This is a genomic window from Pseudomonas sp. C2B4 (assembly GCF_013359695.1).
Taxonomy (GTDB): Bacteria; Pseudomonadota; Gammaproteobacteria; order Pseudomonadales; family Pseudomonadaceae; genus Aquipseudomonas.
Genome location: NZ_JABFMU010000021.1, coordinates 25,798 through 44,300 on the forward strand (window position 1 = coordinate 25,798; position 18,503 = coordinate 44,300).

At 61.6% G+C, this 18,503-nt stretch carries 19 protein-coding genes; 10 read left to right on the forward strand and 9 right to left on the reverse strand.

Translation table 11 applies throughout. The annotated features are described in order from the left end of the window. Position 1 precedes the first annotated feature (1 nt). The 3 genes from HNQ83_RS15455 to fabI are packed head-to-tail and all read left to right on the forward strand — an operon-like array spanning position 2 to position 3,449. On the forward strand, positions 2 to 1,021 hold the full coding sequence (locus HNQ83_RS15455) for an ABC transporter permease (protein ID WP_175389762.1): 1,020 nt from the start codon (positions 2 to 4) through the stop codon (positions 1,019 to 1,021). 1 nt (position 1,022) lies between these two features. Continuing rightward, positions 1,023 to 2,633, forward strand: coding sequence for an ABC transporter ATP-binding protein (locus HNQ83_RS15460; protein WP_175389763.1), 1,611 nt, complete (start codon positions 1,023 to 1,025; stop codon positions 2,631 to 2,633). 21 nt (positions 2,634 to 2,654) lie between these two features. Continuing rightward, entirely contained in the window at positions 2,655 to 3,449 is a 795-nt protein-coding gene (gene fabI / locus HNQ83_RS15465) for an enoyl-ACP reductase FabI (RefSeq protein ID WP_020799278.1), read from the forward strand. A gap of 170 nt (positions 3,450 to 3,619) precedes the next feature. On the opposite strand, the gene HNQ83_RS15470 is transcribed toward fabI, so the two are convergent. Next, on the reverse strand, positions 3,620 to 4,480 hold the full coding sequence (locus HNQ83_RS15470) for a LysR family transcriptional regulator (protein WP_175389764.1): 861 nt from the start codon (positions 4,478 to 4,480) through the stop codon (positions 3,620 to 3,622). Between the two features lie 116 nt (positions 4,481 to 4,596). On the opposite strand from HNQ83_RS15470, the gene HNQ83_RS15475 reads away from it, so the two are divergent. Beyond that, positions 4,597 to 5,022: a VOC family protein gene (locus HNQ83_RS15475; protein ID WP_175389765.1), complete on the forward strand. Its 426-nt coding sequence runs from the start codon at positions 4,597 to 4,599 to the stop codon at positions 5,020 to 5,022. Positions 5,023 to 5,140: 118 nt separating this feature from the next. Here HNQ83_RS15475 and HNQ83_RS15480 read toward each other — a convergent pair whose 3' ends face one another. The 6 genes from HNQ83_RS15480 to HNQ83_RS15505 all read right to left on the reverse strand — a co-directional run bounded on the left by HNQ83_RS15480 (position 5,141) and on the right by HNQ83_RS15505 (position 10,677). Beyond that, a complete protein-coding gene (locus tag HNQ83_RS15480; protein ID WP_175389766.1) occupies positions 5,141 to 5,713 on the reverse strand; it encodes a GGDEF domain-containing protein in 573 nt (190 codons plus the stop codon). Between the two features lie 73 nt (positions 5,714 to 5,786). Further along, positions 5,787 to 6,368 (reverse strand): hypothetical protein, encoded by a 582-nt coding sequence (locus HNQ83_RS15485; protein ID WP_175389767.1) that lies wholly within the window; start codon positions 6,366 to 6,368, stop codon positions 5,787 to 5,789. 1 nt (position 6,369) lies between these two features. Then, a complete protein-coding gene (locus HNQ83_RS15490; RefSeq protein ID WP_175389768.1) occupies positions 6,370 to 8,538 on the reverse strand; it encodes a xanthine dehydrogenase family protein molybdopterin-binding subunit in 2,169 nt (722 codons plus the stop codon). A gap of 5 nt (positions 8,539 to 8,543) precedes the next feature. Beyond that, positions 8,544 to 8,999 (reverse strand): (2Fe-2S)-binding protein, encoded by a 456-nt coding sequence (locus HNQ83_RS15495; protein WP_175389769.1) that lies wholly within the window; start codon positions 8,997 to 8,999, stop codon positions 8,544 to 8,546. A 275-nt stretch (positions 9,000 to 9,274) separates the two neighbouring features. Continuing rightward, positions 9,275 to 10,429, reverse strand: coding sequence for an NnrS family protein (locus HNQ83_RS15500; protein WP_175389770.1), 1,155 nt, complete (start codon positions 10,427 to 10,429; stop codon positions 9,275 to 9,277). Further along, the gene (locus tag HNQ83_RS15505) at positions 10,429 to 10,677 is read right to left on the reverse strand and encodes a transmembrane sensor/regulator PpyR (RefSeq protein WP_175389771.1); all 249 of its coding nucleotides are present in this window, start codon (positions 10,675 to 10,677) and stop codon (positions 10,429 to 10,431) included. The genes HNQ83_RS15500 and HNQ83_RS15505 overlap by 1 nt, the downstream gene beginning before the upstream one ends. 370 nt (positions 10,678 to 11,047) lie before the next feature. Between HNQ83_RS15505 and HNQ83_RS15510 the strand changes: the two genes are divergently transcribed. After that, entirely contained in the window at positions 11,048 to 11,551 is a 504-nt protein-coding gene (locus tag HNQ83_RS15510; protein WP_175389772.1) for a VOC family protein, read from the forward strand. 33 nt (positions 11,552 to 11,584) lie between these two features. Beyond that, positions 11,585 to 12,418 (forward strand): AraC family transcriptional regulator, encoded by an 834-nt coding sequence (locus HNQ83_RS15515; RefSeq protein WP_175389773.1) that lies wholly within the window; start codon positions 11,585 to 11,587, stop codon positions 12,416 to 12,418. Between the two features lie 185 nt (positions 12,419 to 12,603). Here the strand turns inward: HNQ83_RS15515 and HNQ83_RS15520 are convergent, their stop codons facing one another. Together HNQ83_RS15520 and HNQ83_RS15525 are read right to left on the reverse strand one after the other, a co-directional pair. Next, a complete protein-coding gene (locus HNQ83_RS15520) occupies positions 12,604 to 13,197 on the reverse strand; it encodes a LysE family translocator (RefSeq protein WP_175389774.1) in 594 nt (197 codons plus the stop codon). A gap of 88 nt (positions 13,198 to 13,285) precedes the next feature. Next, positions 13,286 to 14,617, reverse strand: a complete 1,332-nt coding sequence (locus HNQ83_RS15525) for a PLP-dependent aminotransferase family protein (RefSeq protein WP_175389775.1) — start codon at positions 14,615 to 14,617, stop codon at positions 13,286 to 13,288. Positions 14,618 to 14,707: 90 nt separating this feature from the next. On the opposite strand from HNQ83_RS15525, the gene HNQ83_RS15530 reads away from it, so the two are divergent. The 4 genes from HNQ83_RS15530 (at position 14,708) to HNQ83_RS15545 (ending at position 18,502) form a co-directional block, all read left to right on the forward strand. Then, positions 14,708 to 15,604, forward strand: a complete 897-nt coding sequence (locus tag HNQ83_RS15530) for a DMT family transporter (RefSeq protein WP_175389776.1) — start codon at positions 14,708 to 14,710, stop codon at positions 15,602 to 15,604. Between the two features lie 89 nt (positions 15,605 to 15,693). Continuing rightward, positions 15,694 to 16,314, forward strand: a complete 621-nt coding sequence (locus HNQ83_RS15535) for a LysE family translocator (RefSeq protein WP_175389777.1) — start codon at positions 15,694 to 15,696, stop codon at positions 16,312 to 16,314. 259 nt (positions 16,315 to 16,573) lie between these two features. Beyond that, a complete protein-coding gene (locus HNQ83_RS15540) occupies positions 16,574 to 17,656 on the forward strand; it encodes a bifunctional transcriptional activator/DNA repair enzyme AdaA (RefSeq protein ID WP_175389778.1) in 1,083 nt (360 codons plus the stop codon). A gap of 33 nt (positions 17,657 to 17,689) precedes the next feature. Then, entirely contained in the window at positions 17,690 to 18,502 is an 813-nt protein-coding gene (locus HNQ83_RS15545) for an isocitrate lyase/phosphoenolpyruvate mutase family protein (RefSeq protein ID WP_175389779.1), read from the forward strand. Position 18,503: the final 1 nt, after the last annotated feature.

The window sequence follows — 18,503 nt, forward strand, 5'->3', positions numbered from 1 at the left end:
GATGAACCTGTCCCCTCTCAATCGCCGCCGCTTCGAACTGTTCAAGGCCAACAAACGCGGCTGGTGGTCGCTGTGGCTGTTTTTGATCCTGTTCGGCGCAAGCCTTGGCGCCGAGTTGATCGCCAACGACAAACCACTGGTGGTGCACTACGACAACGGCTGGTACTTCCCGGCGCTCAAGCGCTATCCGGAAACCACCTTCGGCGGTGAATTTCCGCTGGAGGCCAACTACAAGAGCCCGTACATCCGCGAACTGCTCAAGGCAAAGGATGCCTGGGTGCTGTGGGCGCCGATTCCGTTCAGCTACCAGAGCATCAACTACGACCTGCGGGTCCCGGCCCCCGCGCCGCCGTCGACGGATAACCTGCTGGGCACCGATGACCAGGGCCGCGACGTGCTGGCCCGGGTGATCTACGGCTTTCGCGTGTCGGTGCTGTTCGCCCTGACCCTGACATTGCTCAGCTCGATCATCGGCGTGATTGCCGGCGCGCTGCAGGGGTTCTACGGCGGCTGGGTCGACCTGGCCGGGCAGCGTTTCCTGGAGATCTGGTCCGGGTTGCCGGTGCTGTACCTGCTGATCATCCTCGCCAGCTTCGTACAGCCAAACTTCTGGTGGTTGCTGGGGATCATGCTGCTGTTTTCCTGGATGAGCCTGGTGGACGTGGTGCGCGCCGAGTTCCTGCGTGGGCGTAACCTGGAATACGTGCGTGCAGCCCGGGCATTGGGGATGCAGAATGGCGCGATCATGTTCCGCCATATCCTGCCCAATGCCATGGTCTCGACGATGACCTTCATGCCGTTCATCCTGACCGGCGCCATCGGCACCCTGACCGCCCTGGATTTCCTCGGCTTCGGCCTGCCGGCGGGCAGCCCGTCGCTGGGTGAGCTGGTGGCCCAGGGCAAGTCCAACCTGCAGGCGCCTTGGCTGGGCATGAGCGCATTTGCGGTACTGGCGCTGATGTTGAGCCTGCTGGTGTTCATCGGCGAGTCCGCTCGCGATGCCTTCGACCCGAGGAAGTGAAATGAATCAGGACAATCTGATCGAAGTGCGCGACCTCGCCGTCGAATTTGTCGTCGGCGAACATTGCCAGCGGGTGGTCGAAAACGTCAGTTTCGATATCAAGCGCGGCGAAACCCTGGCACTGGTGGGCGAAAGCGGTTCCGGCAAATCGGTGACCGCGCACTCCATCCTGCGCCTGCTGCCCTACCCGCTCGCCCGCCACCCGTCGGGCACCATCGAGTACTCCGGGCAAAACCTGCTGGACCTGAAAGAGAAAACCATTCGCCACATCCGCGGCAACCGGATCGCAATGATCTTCCAGGAGCCGATGACCTCGCTCAATCCGCTGCACTCGATCGAGAAGCAGATCAACGAGGTACTGGGCATCCACAAAGGCCTGGTCGGCAAAGTGGCGACCAAGCGCACGCTGGAACTGCTGGAAATGGTCGGCATCCCGGAGCCTGAAAAACGCCTGAAGGCCCTGCCCCACGAATTGTCGGGTGGTCAGCGTCAGCGGGTAATGATCGCCATGGCCCTGGCCAATGAGCCGGAGTTGCTGATCGCGGACGAACCCACCACCGCGCTGGATGTGACCGTTCAGCTGAAAATCCTCGAATTGCTCAAGGAATTGCAGGCCCGACTGGGCATGGCCTTGCTGTTGATCAGCCACGATTTGAACCTGGTGCGAAGAATTGCGCATCGCGTATGTGTCATGCAGCGCGGATGCATCGTCGAACAGGCATCGTGTGAAGAATTGTTTCGCGCGCCGCAGCATCCGTACACGCGGATCCTGCTGGCAGCGGAGCCCAGCGGGACGCCGGCGACCAATGAAATCGGCCCGCCGTTGCTGACGGTCGAGGACCTGAAAGTCTGGTTTCCGATCAAAAAAGGCCTGCTCAAGCGCACGGTGGATTACGTCAAGGCGGTGGACGGCATCAACTTCAACCTGCCCCAGGGCCAAACCTTGGGGATTGTGGGCGAAAGCGGTTCCGGCAAGTCGACCCTGGGTCTGGCGATCTTGCGACTGATCGGCAGCCAGGGCGCCATCCGTTTTGAGGGCAAGCAGCTAGACTGCCTGACGCAGCAACAAGTCAGGCCGCTGCGGCGGGAGATGCAAGTGGTGTTTCAGGACCCGTTCGGCAGCCTGAGCCCACGGATGTGCGTGAGCCAGATCGTCGGCGAAGGCCTGCGGATTCACAAGATCGGCACTGAGCAAGAACAGGAACAAGCGATTATTGCGGCACTCAAGGAGGTAGGACTGGATCCGGACACCCGGCACCGCTACCCCCACGAATTTTCCGGTGGGCAGCGGCAGAGAATCGCCATTGCCCGGGCATTAGTGCTAAAACCGGCGTTGATTCTGCTGGACGAGCCGACTTCGGCCCTCGACCGCACCGTACAACGCCAAGTGGTGGAGCTGCTGCGTTCACTGCAAACCAAGTACAACCTGACGTATCTGTTTATCAGCCATGACCTGGCTGTCGTCAAGGCGCTGAGCCACCAGCTGATGGTGGTCAAGCATGGCCAAGTGGTCGAACAGGGAGACGCGCAAAGCATTTTTGCCGCCCCCCAACATCCGTATACACAGCAGTTGCTGGAAGCCGCTTTCCTGGCTCCGGACACTGCGCAATAACCTGAAAGAGAGGAGCAACACATGGGTTTTCTCGCCGGTAAGCGCGTACTGATCGTCGGTGTCGCCAGCAAGCTGTCCATCGCATCCGGCATCGCTGCCGCCATGCATCGCGAGGGCGCTGAGCTTGCCTTCACTTATCAGAACGACAAACTCAAGGGTCGTGTCGAAGAGTTCGCACAAGGCTGGGGTTCGAGCCCTGAGCTGTGCTTCCCGTGCGACGTGGCCAGCGACGCCGAAATCGCCAAGGTCTTCGAAGAGCTGAGCAAGAAGTGGGACGGCCTGGACTGCATCGTGCACTCCGTCGGTTTCGCCCCGGGCGACCAACTGGACGGCGACTTCACCGAAGCCACCACCCGTGAAGGTTTCCGCATCGCTCACGACATCAGCGCCTACAGCTTCGTGGCCCTGGCCAAGGCCGGTCGCGAAATGATGAAAGGCCGCAACGGCAGCCTGCTGACCCTGTCGTACCTGGGCGCCGAGCGCACCATGCCGAACTACAACGTGATGGGCATGGCCAAGGCTTCCCTGGAAGCGGGCGTTCGCTACCTGGCCGGCTCCCTGGGCCCGGACGGTACTCGCGTCAACTGCGTATCGGCCGGTCCGATCCGCACCCTCGCCGCTTCCGGCATCAAGAACTTCCGCAAGATGCTGGCCGCCAACGAAGCGCAAACCCCGCTGCGTCGCAACGTCACCATCGAAGAAGTCGGCAACGCCGGCGCGTTCCTGTGCTCGGACCTGGCGTCGGGCATCAGCGGCGAAATCATGTACGTGGACGGTGGCTTCAACACCACGGCCATGGGTAACCTCGAAGAGTGATCTTCGGTTAGCCATTAAAAAACCCGCCGCTTTTGGCGGGTTTTTTATTGGCCGGATTTTGGCCTTGATGCATTCCACTGTAGGAGCGAGCCTGCTCGCGATAGCGGTCTACCAGTCAACATCGAAGTGAATGTCACACCGCTATCGCGAGCAGGCTCACTCCTACAGGGTTATTCAGTGTTCAGGCATTTGGCAAACAACTGCTGAATCGGCTGCAGTCGTTGGCTGTAGCGCTGCAGCAGCACCATTTCCCGGAAAAACGTCAGTTCGCCCAACTCAATCACCCTGACCTTCGCCCCATGCTCCAGCCACAACCCGGCCTGCGGCAACAGCGAAACGCCCAATCCGCACTCGACCATTTTCACAATGGCCTCCAGCTCATCCAGCTCCAGCGCGACCTGTACGTCAATCTGTTGCTCACGCAGAAACCGCGTGACCAGTCGCCCACCGAACGAGTTGCGGTCGTAGCGCACATGGGGATGGTCGGTGAGCAGCTTGAGCGGATCGTCGCCCTCGACGTCCGTCGGCACAATCAACACGAACGGCTCGCGGCGGATCACTTGCGACGACAGTTCCTTGGGCAATTCAAAGGGCGGTTTGATCAGGATGGCCAGGTCCACTTCACCGGTGTCCACTTGGCTCAGCAGATTCAACGACACCCCGGGCACCAGCTTCGGCTCCAGGCGCGGCGCCTGCTGACGCAATCGCAGCAGCGCCTGTGGCAACAGGCCAGTCTGCGCCGTAGCCACCGCGCCAATCTTCAGCTCGCCCCGGTACTCGCCGACGTCATCGCTGATCGCCATGCGGCTGAAGGTCTCCAGCATCTCCCTGGCCATCGGCAACGCGCGCTGCCCCGCCGCGTTAAGCAGCGCCTGACGCCCGGTGCGATCGAACAGACGGATGCCCAGCGCCTGCTCCAGATTGCGAATCTGCGCGCTGACGGCCGACTGCGTCAGGCCAATATGCATGCCCGCTGCGGCGAATGTGCCGTAGCGCGCCACGGCAATGAAGGTTTTCAGTTCACGCAGCATGGGGGCGCCTCGATTGATCGAAATAATTTGTGCTCGATGCAAAAACTATCGTCTTTCAATCGAAAAGCACAGGGCTAAACTCTGCCTGAACTCCACTTCCAAGCGAGGCTAGCCTGATGCAACTGTCCCCTTTTCACTTGGCCATTCCGGTCTACGACCTGGCCGCGGCGCGGCATTTCTACGGCAGTGTTTTTGGCCTGGAGGAAGGTCGTTCCAGCGATCACTGGGTCGATTTCAATTTTTTCGGCCATCAACTGGTGATCCACCTGGCGCCGAAAAACGCTTCACAGGAAGCCGCCCACACCAATGCCGTGGACGGCCATGATGTACCGGTGCCGCATTTCGGCGTGGTGCTGGGGATGGCGGAATGGGAGGCGCTGGCCGAGCGGTTGAAGGCGCTGGAGACGCGCTTCGTGATCGAGCCGGGGATTCGTTTTCAAGGATTGGTGGGGGAACAGGCGACGATGTTTTTGTTCGATCCATGCGGTAATGCGCTGGAGTTCAAGGCGTTCAAGGATATTGGGCAGTTGTTTGCAAAATAGTTGGTGAATGGACCGCCGCCTTCGCGAGCAGGCTCGCTCCCACAGTGGATTGGCGTTCACAGCAGTTCAATGTGGGAGCGAGCCTGCTCGCGAAGAGGCCAGCAATCACCACATCCCACTACCGGCCCATCACCCTCTCCGCCTCAACCAGGAGTTCTTCGACCGAGCCATGAACCTCAGGGTCATACTCGATCTGCCCGATGCTGAAACGAATGTCGTACCCGCGATGCACCGTGGCATTGCGCTCATCGAGCATTTCCTCGAGCCGCACCTTGATCGCCGTCATGTCCACGCCACAGGAGCCCGTGAGCAAGGCAACGAAGGTCGCGCCGTCCAGCCTCCCGACGATATCGCTTTCCCGAAAACCGATGCGCAACACATCGGCAAAGGTTTTCAACGCGTTGTCCCCTTCTGCACGGCCAAACAGATAGTTGATGCGCTTGAAGTCATCGAGATTGAAAAACAGCAGGGTTGCTGGCCTTTCCAACTGCATGCAGGCCTCCAGTCCCAATTCAGCCAGGGCGATGAACCCGTGCCGGTTGGGCAACAGCGTCAGTTCATCCATGCTCGCCATCTGCACCCCGATCAGTTCTTGCTCGGCTTTACGGGCAAGATCGCGCAGCAGTTCGCGTTCCTGTTGCGGCGTCCCTGCACATACACCTGTTTTGTGCGGTTTGCCTGAGATCAGCATCACATACTCCCTTGGAGGGTATGTTCTTTAGAGTCCTCGCTACCGGTTTGACTCCATGTCCAATGACCGATGGTCAAGTTCCCTGTACCGGGCAAGGCCCTCCTGCCTCGGCCCAGCGCTTGAACTGAGTGACAAAACGGTCATGCGGCACTGGCACCGGCGCACGGTGACCACCCGGATTCCAGCCCCACAACACCAGTTTGTCTTCGCTGACATGCTTGATCAGCGCGGCGAAGTCACGGTCGCCGTTGCTCGCGCGGTCCTTGATCATGCTGCATAGCTGGTCGGGCGGCAGGCCGATCCAGGCCATTTTGTGCGCCGCGGGCGGCAGGCTCCAATGGGGCGCGCCCGGTGGTGCATTGGGACCGTAACTGGCCGGCGGATTGGCCTGGGCATGGCAACTGGCGCAGGGCAAACCCGCCGCCCCCTGGCCGTCCATGCCACGCACGACATTCATCGCGTGGGGGATGCCGGCATCGAATTGCAACGGCGAATCACCGGGTATGTGACAGTTCTGGCAGCGGGGGCTCTGGAAGACTTGTCGCACGGTGTCGAAGGCCTTCACGGCCTCCTTGTCATCGGCGAACAGCTCCGAGGCATAAATGAACAGGCACACCAGTATCACCGCGCCCAACAACCAATGATGTCGCTTCATCTCACACCCCCGACAACTGCAGCGGCAGTTCACGCAGGCGTTGCCCGGTCAGGGCGAACACCGCGTTGGCCACTGCCGGTGCCGTGGGTGGCACGCCGGCCTCGCCGATACCACCGGGTTTTTCGCTGCTGGGCAGGATATGCACCTCAACCACCGGCATTTCACTGAGCCGCAGCACCTGGTAGTCGTGGTAATTCGATTGCACCACTTGCCCGTCCTTGATCGTCAACTTGCTGTGCAAGGTGAAGCCCAGGCCGAAGGCGATGCACGACTGCATCTGCGCCTCGATACTCTTGGGATTGACCGCAATCCCGCAGTCCACCGCGCACACCACCCGGTGCACGCGAATCGCCAGGTTGTCCTGCGACACCTCGGCGACCTGGGCCACGTAGCTGCCGAACGATTCATGCACGGCCACGCCCAGGGCATGGCCGTCCGGCAGGGGTGCCTTCCAGTTGGCTTTCTCCACCGCCAGGTTCAACACACCGAGGTGCCGCGGATGGTCCTTGAGCAAGGTTCGTCGGTACTCCACCGGGTCCTTGCCTGCCGCTGCGGCCAGTTCATCGATCAGCGATTCCATGACGAAGGCCGTATGGGTATGCCCCACCGAACGCAACCACAGCACGCTGATGCCGGTCTTCGGCGAGTGCAGTTCAACCAGATGGTTGGCCAGCCCCTCAAGGTAGGGACTGTCCGCCACCCCTTCCACGGAGGTCTTGTCGATGCCGTTCTTGACCATGGCCGCTTCCAGCGAGGTGCCGGCCATGATCGACTGGCCGACCAGCACATGCATCCAGGCCATCGGCAGTCCGTCCGCACCGAGACCCACCCGCGCCTGATGCAGGAAGGCCGAGCGGTAATAGCCACCCCGGATGTCATCTTCCCGTGCCCATACGGTTTTCACCGGTGCGCCCGCCGCCTTGGCGACCTGGACCGCTTCGGCGACAAAGTCAGAGGTCGGGTTGGCCCGCCGGCCGAAGCCACCACCGAGGAACGCGGTATGGATCTCGACTTGCTCGGGTTTGAGCCCGGTGATTTGGCCGGCGATCATCTGGTCCAGAGTCTGGAACTGCGTGCCGGTCCAGATCTCGCATTTGTCCTGGGTGATTTTCACCGTGCAATTGAGCGGTTCCATCGGCGCATGAGCCAGGTACGGCACGCTGTACTCGACGTCGAGAGTCTTGGCCGCTTTGGCCAACGCCACCTTGGGATCGCCGGCCTGGCTGGCCGGGAGGCCCGGCGTGGCGGCCAGTTTGCGAAAGTCCTCCAGCAATTTCTGACTGTCGAGCCCGCTGTTCGGCCCCGGGTTCCACTCGACGTGCAACGCATCGCGCCCCAGTTTCGCCGCCCAATAATGATCGGCAATCACCGCCACGCCGGTGGGCACCTGCACCACTTTGTGCACGCCAGGCACCGCCAGCGCCTCGGCGCCTTCAAAGGATTTGACGCTGCCGCCGAACGTTGGCGAGCGAGCGACCATCGCCGTCATCAAGCCCTCGAACTGCACGTCCATGCCGAATTTTGCGCGCCCGGTGATTTTCTCCGGGGTGTCCAGACGCTGGGTGGGTTTGCCGATGATCTTCCAGTCTTTCGCGTCCTTGAGTTTGATCGACGCCGGGTCCGGCACCGGCAGCTTACCGGCGTCATCGGCCAGTTCGCCGTAGGTGGCACGCTGGTCGCCGGCAATCACCACGCCTGATTCGGTGCGAATCGCTGAAGGCGCGACGTTGAAGCGCTTGGCCGCGGCCTCGATCAACATCAACCGCGCCGCCGCACCGGCCTGACGATAGCGGTCGAACTCCATCCAGGTCGAGGTCGAACCACCGGTGATCTGCATGCCGCCAAACCCGGCCAGACCGTAATCCTTGGCCGACGCAGGGGAATGTTCGACGCGGATTTTCGACCAGTCGGCATCCAGCTCTTCGGCGATCAGCATGGTCAGGCCGGTCCAGATTCCCTGGCCCATTTCCGAGTGACCGAGCAACACGGTGACACTGTTGTCATTGCCGATGCGCAGGAAGGCGTTGGGCGCGAACACGTTGCCCTGATTCTCGGCGCCCATGGCAAAGCGATGGGCACCGGGAATGACAAACGCCACCACCAGCCCGCCGCCCAGTACGGCACTGCCCTTGAGAAAACCACGACGCGAAAGCGGGTTGAAGCTGTTCATGGCCATCAACCCAATTGGGCGGCGCGTTTGACTGCGGCGCGGATTCTTGGATAGGTGCCGCAGCGGCAGATGTTGCCGGACAACGCCTGGTCGATGTCGCTGTCAGTCGGTTGCGGGATCTTCGCCAGCAAGGCCGCCGCCGACATGATTTGCCCGGACTGGCAGTAGCCGCACTGGACCACATCGAGTTCGGCCCAGGCTTGCTGCACCGGGTGCGAACCGTCAATCGACAAACCTTCAATGGTGAGGATTTTTTGCCCATGGGCCACGGCCGTGGCGGGCGTGATGCAGGAGCGCAGCGGCGTGCCGTCGATGTGCACGGTGCAGGCACCGCACTGGGCCATGCCGCAGCCGAACTTGGTCCCGGTCAGGTGTGCGACATCGCGCAGGACCCAGAGCAAAGGCATGTCCGCGGGGACATCCAGTTCCTGGTCCTTGCCATTGATATTGAGGGTCAGCATTGCGAAGGTCCTCAGACTCAGGGTGTTCTGAAGGGGGGGCGCCGCTGTGGTCGTCAACGACCTACGCGCGCCTCGGGTTATCCCTTCAGCTAAGTCCAATTTGCCTTGCAGGCCGAGGTGTATCGACCACCGGTCACCTGTGGGTATCGACCACCGATCAACTGTGGGAGCGAGCCTGCTCGCGAAAAACGTCAGAACAACGCTGTCATTCAGGCGGCACGCGTAATCGTTGACGTCCTTCGCGAGCAGGCTCGCTCCCACAGGGTGATAGGTGACTACGCCCTTGGCTTAAGCAATATATCCGTGTACCGCAGCAGAAACAGTCCAAACGCCATACACCAAAGCACCGCCGACAGCCCCAACCCCAGACCGGAAAACGGCACCAACAAAACCCGCGCCAGCCCCGCCACCAACACCAGGGCAAACCCCACCACGATCGCTTTCGACGGCTGCAACGGCCGCCCGGTATGACCCAGACTGACCCGGGCGATCATCGCCAATATCAGCCCGCCCACACCACCTACCGCCAGTGAATGGGTGGCCAGGCTCTGTTGCGGCATCAGCCCGGCATGCCACAGCGCCATGGCCAAAACCGCGATCGCGAGCCAGCAATAAGACAGATACAACGACCACAGCAGCGGCACGCGCCACATGCCCCGATCATGCCAGCGCCACAGGCGTAGCAGGTGCAAAGCCCCCATCAACACAAACAACGCCGCCAGCCAAGGCCGGGGAACGTCCTGCAATCCGAGGGCGAATGTCAGGGCAGCAAGCAAACCGCTCACCAGCAGAATGCGGGTCGGCCATGGACTGCCCGCAGGCTGCGCCGGGCGATTCAAGCCGCGCTGGATGAAGAACGGGATCACCCGTCCGCCAATCACGCTCATCATCGCGCCCACCAGCCACAAGGCGGCCAGCACGCCTCGCCGTTGCAAGCCGACGTCGTCGGTCGAGATGCCCCATAGCGTCATGGCCTGACATCCGGCCAACAGCGTGACCATCAAGAGAATCGGATAGTTGTCGCGCTTGCCGGCCGCCACCAGGTCACGGCCCAGTACCCCGGCCAGCAACGGCAGGAACGGCACCTGCAAAAGCAACAGAATCCCGGGAGGAATCGGCATCACCCAGGCCAGTCGCGCCAGCAGCCAGACCAGCACCAGCCCGATCAACGGCCAGCCCTTGAGCCCCGGTCGACCGGTCCAGTTCGGTACCGCCGTCAGCAGGAAGCCGGCGATGATCGCCACGGCGAATCCAAACGGCATTTCGTGTCGATGCCAGGCGAGCATGCCGCCGACCGGTTGCGCACCGGGCAAACGGCCGTACAACCACAAGGCCCAGATCGCTATCGCGAGCGCGGCGAACGTGGCCCCGGCCAGAAAAAATGGACGAAAACCGAGACTGAAGACGGGTGCCGCGAGCAGTTTGCGCATCAGACCAGCGCCCCGGTCAGTGGTTTGCTCAACCGGTGCTGAGCCAGCAGGCGCATGACGTAACCGATTTTCAGCAAGGTTGGGCCGACAATGGTCATGGCGTGCAATGCCACCTGCGCCACGATCGACAGATGACCGACATAGAGGTACGCGCCGTAGATGCCTGCCAGCAACATCGCCAGGCCGATGCCGAGCACGCGGCTGGAAAGGTGCAGAACATTCTGAGGATTGCTGAAGAAATGGAACATTTTCCGTACTCCTGTAGCAGTTCAGTTGTACGTAAACGATATCAAGTCTCATGCCAGATATTTACAGCATATAAATCAATAACTTGTGATTTAAAAGTCAAAATGACTCCATCCACGCAGAGTCCTAAAGACTCATCTATACGTCATAATGACTACACTTCTTCCCTGTAGGAGCGAGCATGCTCGCGATGGTGGCCAACGATGACGCGGGATGCCTGAATCACCTCAGTGGCTTCGGGTTTTTCGCGAGCAAGCTCGCTCCTACAAAAAAGACCAAAAAGCATTTTGGCGATCTACGGCACAACCGGACGAGCGGAGGCTGACTACGCTGATAGTCCAGCATTGCAAAAACCTGCCAGGGAGACCCGCCATGCTACATGTTCAAAAGCTCACACCCTGCCTGTGGTTCGATGGTCAGGCTGAAGAGGCTGCAAAGTATTACTGCGCAATCTTCGATCACGCAAAAATCACCGCCATCACTCACTACGGCAAGGCCGGTCAGGAAATCCATGGCCATGAAGAAGGCTCGGTGCTGACGGTCAGTTTCGAACTCGACGGGCAGACTTTCACCGCTCTCAACGGAGGCCCGAATTTCAAGTTCAGTGAAGCCATCTCGTTTCAGGTCAATTGCCAGACCCAGGAAGAAGTCGATCACTTCTGGGGCCGTTTGTCCGCGGGCGGCCCGGCCGAGGCGCAGCAGTGCGGTTGGCTCAAGGACAAGTTCGGGGTGTCATGGCAGATCGTGCCGGTGGCGATGATGGACATGCTCAAAGACCCCGACACAACGAAATCCCAGCGCGCCATGGCAGCGATGATGCAGATGAAAAAACTCGATATCGCTGAACTGCAACAAGCCTTTAACGGCGAGAGCTAATACACTCCGAAGCTGATCTGCCGAGGACTGACCATGAAGCTCTCCAAGCCCAGGGACATCGACAAGGCGCCGCGCTTCTGGCGCGATGACGCCCTGCCCTTCATCGAGGCTCGCGCCATCGCCGACGGGCGTGAAGTCTGTTACACCCGGCATTCCCACGCGCATTTCTCCATCGGTGCGATCACCGCCGGGCGCAGTACCTATGTCCATGAGCAATCTCAGTCCGAGGTCAGCGCCGGCACCGTGGTGTTGATGAACCCCGGCGACGTCCACGCCTGCAATCCGATCAACGACCAGCCGTGGTCTTACCTGATGCTGTATGTCGATACCCTCTGGCTCACTGACTTGCAGCATCAGCTCGGCGTCAGCGACGACCTGGCGTTTCGCCGCTTTGCCGCCACCCATACGACGGACGTCGTGCTGTTTGACGGTTTGAAGGGTTTGTATGACGTCCTGGTCGATCAGCAGCAGGACGTGCTGCACAAGCACAGCGCAGCGGTGGAGTTTTTCACCGAGGTGCAACTGCGACTGAACCCGGTCGATCAACCGCTGCGCGAGCCCAACTTCAAGCTGGCACGCGCCGCCGATTTCATCCGCGATCACTGCACGCAAATACTCAAGCTCGAAGACATTTGCGAGGCGGCGCAGCTATCGCCGTCCTACCTGATCCGCGCCTTCAAGCAGCATTACGGCATGACGCCTCACGCCTTTGTGGTCAACCAGCGCATCCAGTTCGCCCGGGAACAACTGCGCAATGGCAAGCTGATTGCCGACGTGGCGCTGGAAGCGGGATTTTCCGATCAGGCGCATTTTCAGAGGGCGTTCAAACAACACCTGGCGGCGACGCCGGGGCAGTATCGCGGCTGATTTCACTCACTGGAACTTGCGCGCAAGGACTTTTGTGGCGAGGGGATTCATCCCCGTTGGGCTGCGAAGCCGTCGCAAAACCTGCATGCAAGGTTTGTCTGAAGGAATGCTGAGGGCTGCTTCGCAGCCCAACGGGGATAAATCCCCTCGCCACAGGTTCTACTCGATTTCAGAACCGCAGGGTATCAGCCACTCGGCAGTAACAAGTAAACCGCACTCACCGCCAGCAACAACGCCATCACCCGGTTGAACCCGCGCATCCCCGCCGGATTATTCAGATACCCCCGCAAAAAGGTCCCGGCGTACGCCCAACAGCCAACCGACAGATAGCAGATCACCAGATACACCGCCGCAAACTGCCACACCAGCCGCGCCTCGCCATCGGCGACAATCGCCCCCATGCCGGCCACGCAGGCCAGCCAGGCCTTGGGGTTGAGCCATTGCATGACCGCGCCATACAGCATCGAGGGGGCGCGGTCCGAGTCCTTGGCCTCCAACTGCCCGTTGTCGGCCGCCAGTTTGAACGCCATGTACAACAGGAAGGCCACGCCGGCCCACTGCACCACTTGCGTCATGGCCGGCCAACGCTGCAACAGCTCATGCAAGCCCAGCCCCATCAGCACCAACAGCAGCACAAATCCCAGGGTCGCCCCGGCCACATGCCGCTGGCTGGCGCGAAAACCGAAACGCGCTCCCGAACTCAGCGCCACGATATTCACCGGCCCCGGCGTTATCGAAGCGGCCAACGCAAACGCCGCCATGGACATCATCAGACTCATCGCACACCTTCTTCCTGTCAGTTGAACCAGGCCCCACAGTAAGGAGCCCTCGGGTGTGCGTATTGAAGAAAACTGCCCTGCGCGGCCGCTATGAGTAGTAGCCCACCACCCGCTTCACTTTCACCAGCGCCTGGCGCAGCGAATCCATGTCCACCGAACCCAGCGCCAGGCGAATGGCGTGCGGCACATGGGGGGTGATGGCAAAGGGTTCGGCGGGCGACACCGACACCTGCTCGCGCATCAGCGCCATGGCGATCCGGTCGGCGCGGGCGTCTTCGGCCAACGGCAACCAGATGAAGTACGACGCCGGATGGCTGATAGTCCTGAGTCCCGCCAGCACCTCCCGCGCCAAGGCTTGCCGAGCCTGCGCGTCGCTGCGTTTTTGCGCCTCCAGCCGGGTAACGGTGCCGTCGTCCAGCCAGCCCGTGGCAATGGCCGTCATCACGCCCGGGGTATTCCAGGTGGTTGCCATGATCGTGCGTTCGAATCCTGCGACCCATTTCGCCGGCGAGGCCACAAAACCGACGCGCAACCCGGTGGCGACATTCTTGGATAATCCGGATACGTACACCGTTCTTTCCGGCGCCATTTCCGCCAGCGGCGCCGGTGCGTTTTCGGCCAGAAAAGCGTAGGCGGCATCCTCAATGATCATCAGGTCATGCTGGCGCGCAATGGCCACCAACCGCTCGCGCTGGCCGGCATCCATCACCCAGCCCAGCGGATTGTGCAAGGTCGGCATTGAGTAAACGGCCCGAACCGGCCGACGCCTGCACAATTCTTCCAGGGCCGGCAGATCAGGCCCCTTGTCGGTGACAGGAATGGGCAAGACTTCAAGGTGCAGCGTTTCGGCGAGCGTCTTGAAGCCTGGATAGGTCAAGGCATCGGCGGCGATGACATCGCCGGGCTTGAGCAGCGTCATCATCACCACCGCCAGGCCATGCTGCGCGCCGCTGACGATCAGCACCTGCTCAGCCGACACGTTCAGGCCACGCTCACCCAAGTGGCGTGCGACCGAAGCCCGCTCATGCATTCGCCCCGCGTGGGGTTGGTAGCGCAGCAGGGCTTCGAGATCCCCTGACAACGCAAGCTGACGCAAGGCGTTGCGCAACAGGTCGGCCTGACCGGGCAACGACGGGTAGTTGAAATTGAGGTCAATCATCCCCGCCGCTACCACGGCCTGGGAAATGCCCTGACCGGGTGGCAGTGAGGTCTCCCTGACGAATGTTCCACGCCCGGTCTCGCCGCTGATCAAGCCCATGCTCTCAAGCTCGGCATACACCCGGCTGGCGGTGACCAGCGCCAACCCGTGCTCGCTGGCCAACTGCCGGTGGGTCGGCAGACGCGTACCCGGCGGCAAATGACCTGAACGGATGTCAGCGGCGAAGGCATCCACCAGTTGCTTGTAGCGCGATCGAGGCATGCGGAAATGTATCCATGACAATTTTTTGATTGTATTGATAGTCGACCATAGGATGGGTTTTGTGCAACCCAGACAATGAGCGTGAACGAAATGGAACGGACCTCGAACCTGCAAAGCCCCGTGCTGGAAACCGGCGCGAGCGGCTGGATCAATGGCCTGATCGGTGTGGTGATCTTCAGCGGTTCGCTGCCCGCGACACGGGTGGCAGTGCTGGAATTCGATCCGGTATTCCTCACGGTGGCCCGGGCGACGATCGCCGCCATTCTGGCGCTGTGCCTGCTACTGGTGTTCAAGGAAAAACGCCCTGCGCGCCATCAACTTCTATCCCTGACCCTCGTAGCCCTGGGCGTGGTGGTCGGGTTCCCGCTGCTGACCGCGCTGGCGTTGCAATACGTGACCTCCGCGCACTCCATCGTGTTCGTCGGCCTGTTGCCGCTCGCGACGGCCGTGTTCGGGGTCTTGCGTGGCGGCGAACGGCCTCGGCCGGTGTTCTGGATTTTCTCGGTGCTGGGCAGCCTGCTGGTGGTCGGCTTCGCCGTGGCCCAAGGCCTGACGGCCTCGCCCCAAGGCGACATCCTGATGCTGCTGGCGATCCTGGCCTGCGGCCTGGGCTATGCCGAAGGGGCGAAGCTGTCCCGCACGCTGGGCGGCTGGCAGGTGATTTCCTGGGCGCTGGTGCTGGCGTTGCCGGTCATGGCGGCACTGACCTGGTGGCGGATGCCGGCGTCGTTCAGCGGCATCAGCACGCCCGCCTGGTTCAGCCTGGCCTACGTGTCGCTGTTCAGCATGCTGATCGGCTTTGTGTTCTGGTATCGCGGACTGGCCCAGGGCGGTATTGCCGCCGTCGGGCAGCTGCAATTGCTGCAACCGTTTTTCGGCCTGGCGCTGGCGGCGACCTTGCTCCACGAACAGGTCAGCCTCGGCATGCTCGGGGTGACGGTGGCGGTGATTGCGTGCGTGGCCGGGGCGAAAAAATTTGCCCGCTAGCCACTGCTATGGCGCTTGTCATCATGACTGTACGGGGCAACCGTCCGAGTGCCGTGTAAAAATACCGCTCTCGTTACAGGAGCCCGATCATGGACCTCGCCACCCTCACCCTTTTCCTGCCGGCCTGCTTCGCCCTGAACATGGCGCCAGGCCCGAACAACCTGCTGTCGGTCAGCAACTCGACCCGCTACGGCTACCGTACCGCGTGCCTGGCCGGGGTCGGGCGCTTGCTGGCGTTCGCCGGGATGATCGCTCTCGCCTCGGCGGGCCTGGCGGTGGTGCTGCAAACGTCGGAGCTGTTGTTCTACGGGATCAAGACCCTCGGCGCGGCGTACCTGTTCTATCTCGCCTGGCAACTGTGGCGCGCTGACCCCGGCGTGGAAAATGCGGTGACAGGCGCGCCGGTCGGGATGTTGGCCTTGGCCCGGCAGGAATTCCTGGTCGCGGCGGGCAACCCGAAGGCGATCCTGATCTTCACCGCGTTCCTGCCCCAATTCGTCGACTCGACCCGCGCCATCACGCCGCAGTTCGCGGTATTGGGTGCGCTGTTCCTGGCACTGGAATGGATCGCCATCGCGGCCTACGCCTACATGGGATTGCACATGCGCCGCTGGTTCGCCAAGCCCTCGGGCAAGCGGATGTTCAACCGCTGCTGCGCGGGTCTCCTGTCCGCCGCCGCCTCGGTGCTGCTGATGGCACGGCGCACCTGATGCACTGAGATCTACTGTGGGAGCGAGCTGTGGCGAGGGGATTTATCCCCGTTCGGCTGCGAAGCAGTCGTAAAACCAGCCAACCAGATGTATCAGGTAAATCCGGTTGGGTGGTTCAGGGGCCGCTTCGCGGCCCAACGGGGATAAATCCCCTCGCCACAGCTCGCTCCCACAGAGGCATTGATCTGATGGCGAATGAGCAGAGTTCCCTGTCGATTTTCCGGTGGATACAGCCCCAGCCCCGTTCTATGCTGCGTCCATGAACCTACAACACACGCTGCTTCCGCCCCACGCCGAGATGGTCCGCGCCATGCTCGAGCGAGACACCGCCTACGAGGGGGTGTTTTTTACGGCGGTGAAAACCACCGGGATCTTTTGCCGTCCCAGTTGCACGGCGCGCAAGCCGAAGCCGGAGAACGTCGAGTTTTTCGCCCACGCCGAGCAATGCCTGTCCGCCGGCTACCGCGCCTGCCTTCGCTGCAAGCCGCTGGATGCCGCGGATGTCGAGCCGGATTGGGTGCAGAAGCTGCTCGAATCGGTGGACGCCGATCCCGAACAACGCTGGACCGACGCCCAGTTGCTGGCCGAAGGGATCGAGCCGCTGAAATTGCGCCGCTGGTTCAAGCAGCATTTCGGCATGACCTTTCACGCCTGGCTGCGCACCCGGCGCCTGGGCATGGCACTGGATGGCATCAAACAGGGCGATTCCATCGACAGCGCCGCCTTCGACTCGGGCTACGAATCCCTGAGCGGTTTTCGCGATGCGTTTCAAAAGTCCTTCCACATTACCCCGGGCCGCGCCGCCAACAGCGAACCACTGCTGTTCACCCGGCTGACCACGCCGCTGGGGCCGATGATCGCCATGGCCGAACGGCGTGGGTTGGTGTTGCTTGAGTTTCTCGATCAATCGTCGCTGGCCCGGGAAGTCGAGACACTGCAAAGCCGCTTTGGCTATGCCGTGGCGCCAGGGCACAACCCGCACTTGCAGCAGATTGAAGAGGAACTGGTCGCGTATTTCGCCGGCAGGCTCACCGAGTTCAAGGTTGCCCTGCACATGCCCGGCAGCGAGTTTTCCTGCCAGGTCTGGGCGGAACTGAAAAAAATCCCCTACGGCCAGACCACCACCTACGGCGCTATTGCCAACCTTCTGGGCAAGCCTGGCGCCAGTCGTGCAGTGGGCCTGGCCAACGGTCACAACCGCCTCTCGATCGTGGTGCCCTGCCATCGTGTGATCGGCGCCGACGGTTCGCTGACCGGCTACGCTGGAGGCCAGCCGCGCAAGGCGTTTCTGCTCAGGCTGGAAAACGCATCGGTACAGATCACCGAACAACTCGCATTCTGATCCCCCCGTGATTTTCATCAGGAAGGACACTCGATGGACAGGCTCGACAATCAATTTCACCAACTGCATCAGGACGGTCTGCTGATCCTCACCAACGTCGCCGACGCCGCCGGCGCGCGACTGGTGGAGCAATTGGGCAGCCAGGCGGTGGCCACCAGCAGCGCGGCGGTGGCCTGGGTCCATGGTTACCCGGATGGCAACACCCTGCCCCTTGAGCGCCTGGTCTCGACGGTCGAATCCATCGCCCGGGTGATCTCGGTGCCGTTGACCGTGGACATCGAAGCCGGCTACTCCGATGACCTGGCCCGGGTTGCACAGGTGGTGGACGCGGTGATCGCCGCCGGCGCAGTGGGCATCAACATCGAGGACGGCGCCTCCCCGCCTGAACTGCTCGCCCGCAAGATCGAAACCGCTCGGCAGGTCGCCGATCGTCGTAACGTCAATCTGTTTATCAACGCACGCACCGATGTGTACCTGCGCAGCCTGGTTCCCGCCGAAGATCGCGTGGCAGAAACCCTCAAGCGTGCCGCGCTGTATCAGGCAGCCGGTGCCAACGGTTTGTTCGCGGCGGGCGTGACCTCGGAGTACGAAATCAAAGCGCTATGCCAGGGGACGACGCTGCCGTTGAATGTGCTGGGGGTTCCCGGCCTGCCGTCGCCCGATGCATTGCAAACCATGGGCGTGCGTCGCCTGAGCGCCGGCTCGGGCATCGCCGAGTTTCTGTATGGCGCCATGGCTTCAGTGGCTCAAAACTTTCTGCAAACGGGCAAATTCGACACCCACGGCATCAAGGCGTTGACCTATGGCGAAGTCAACGCGCTGTTGAAACCATCCGGAACAGCCTGAG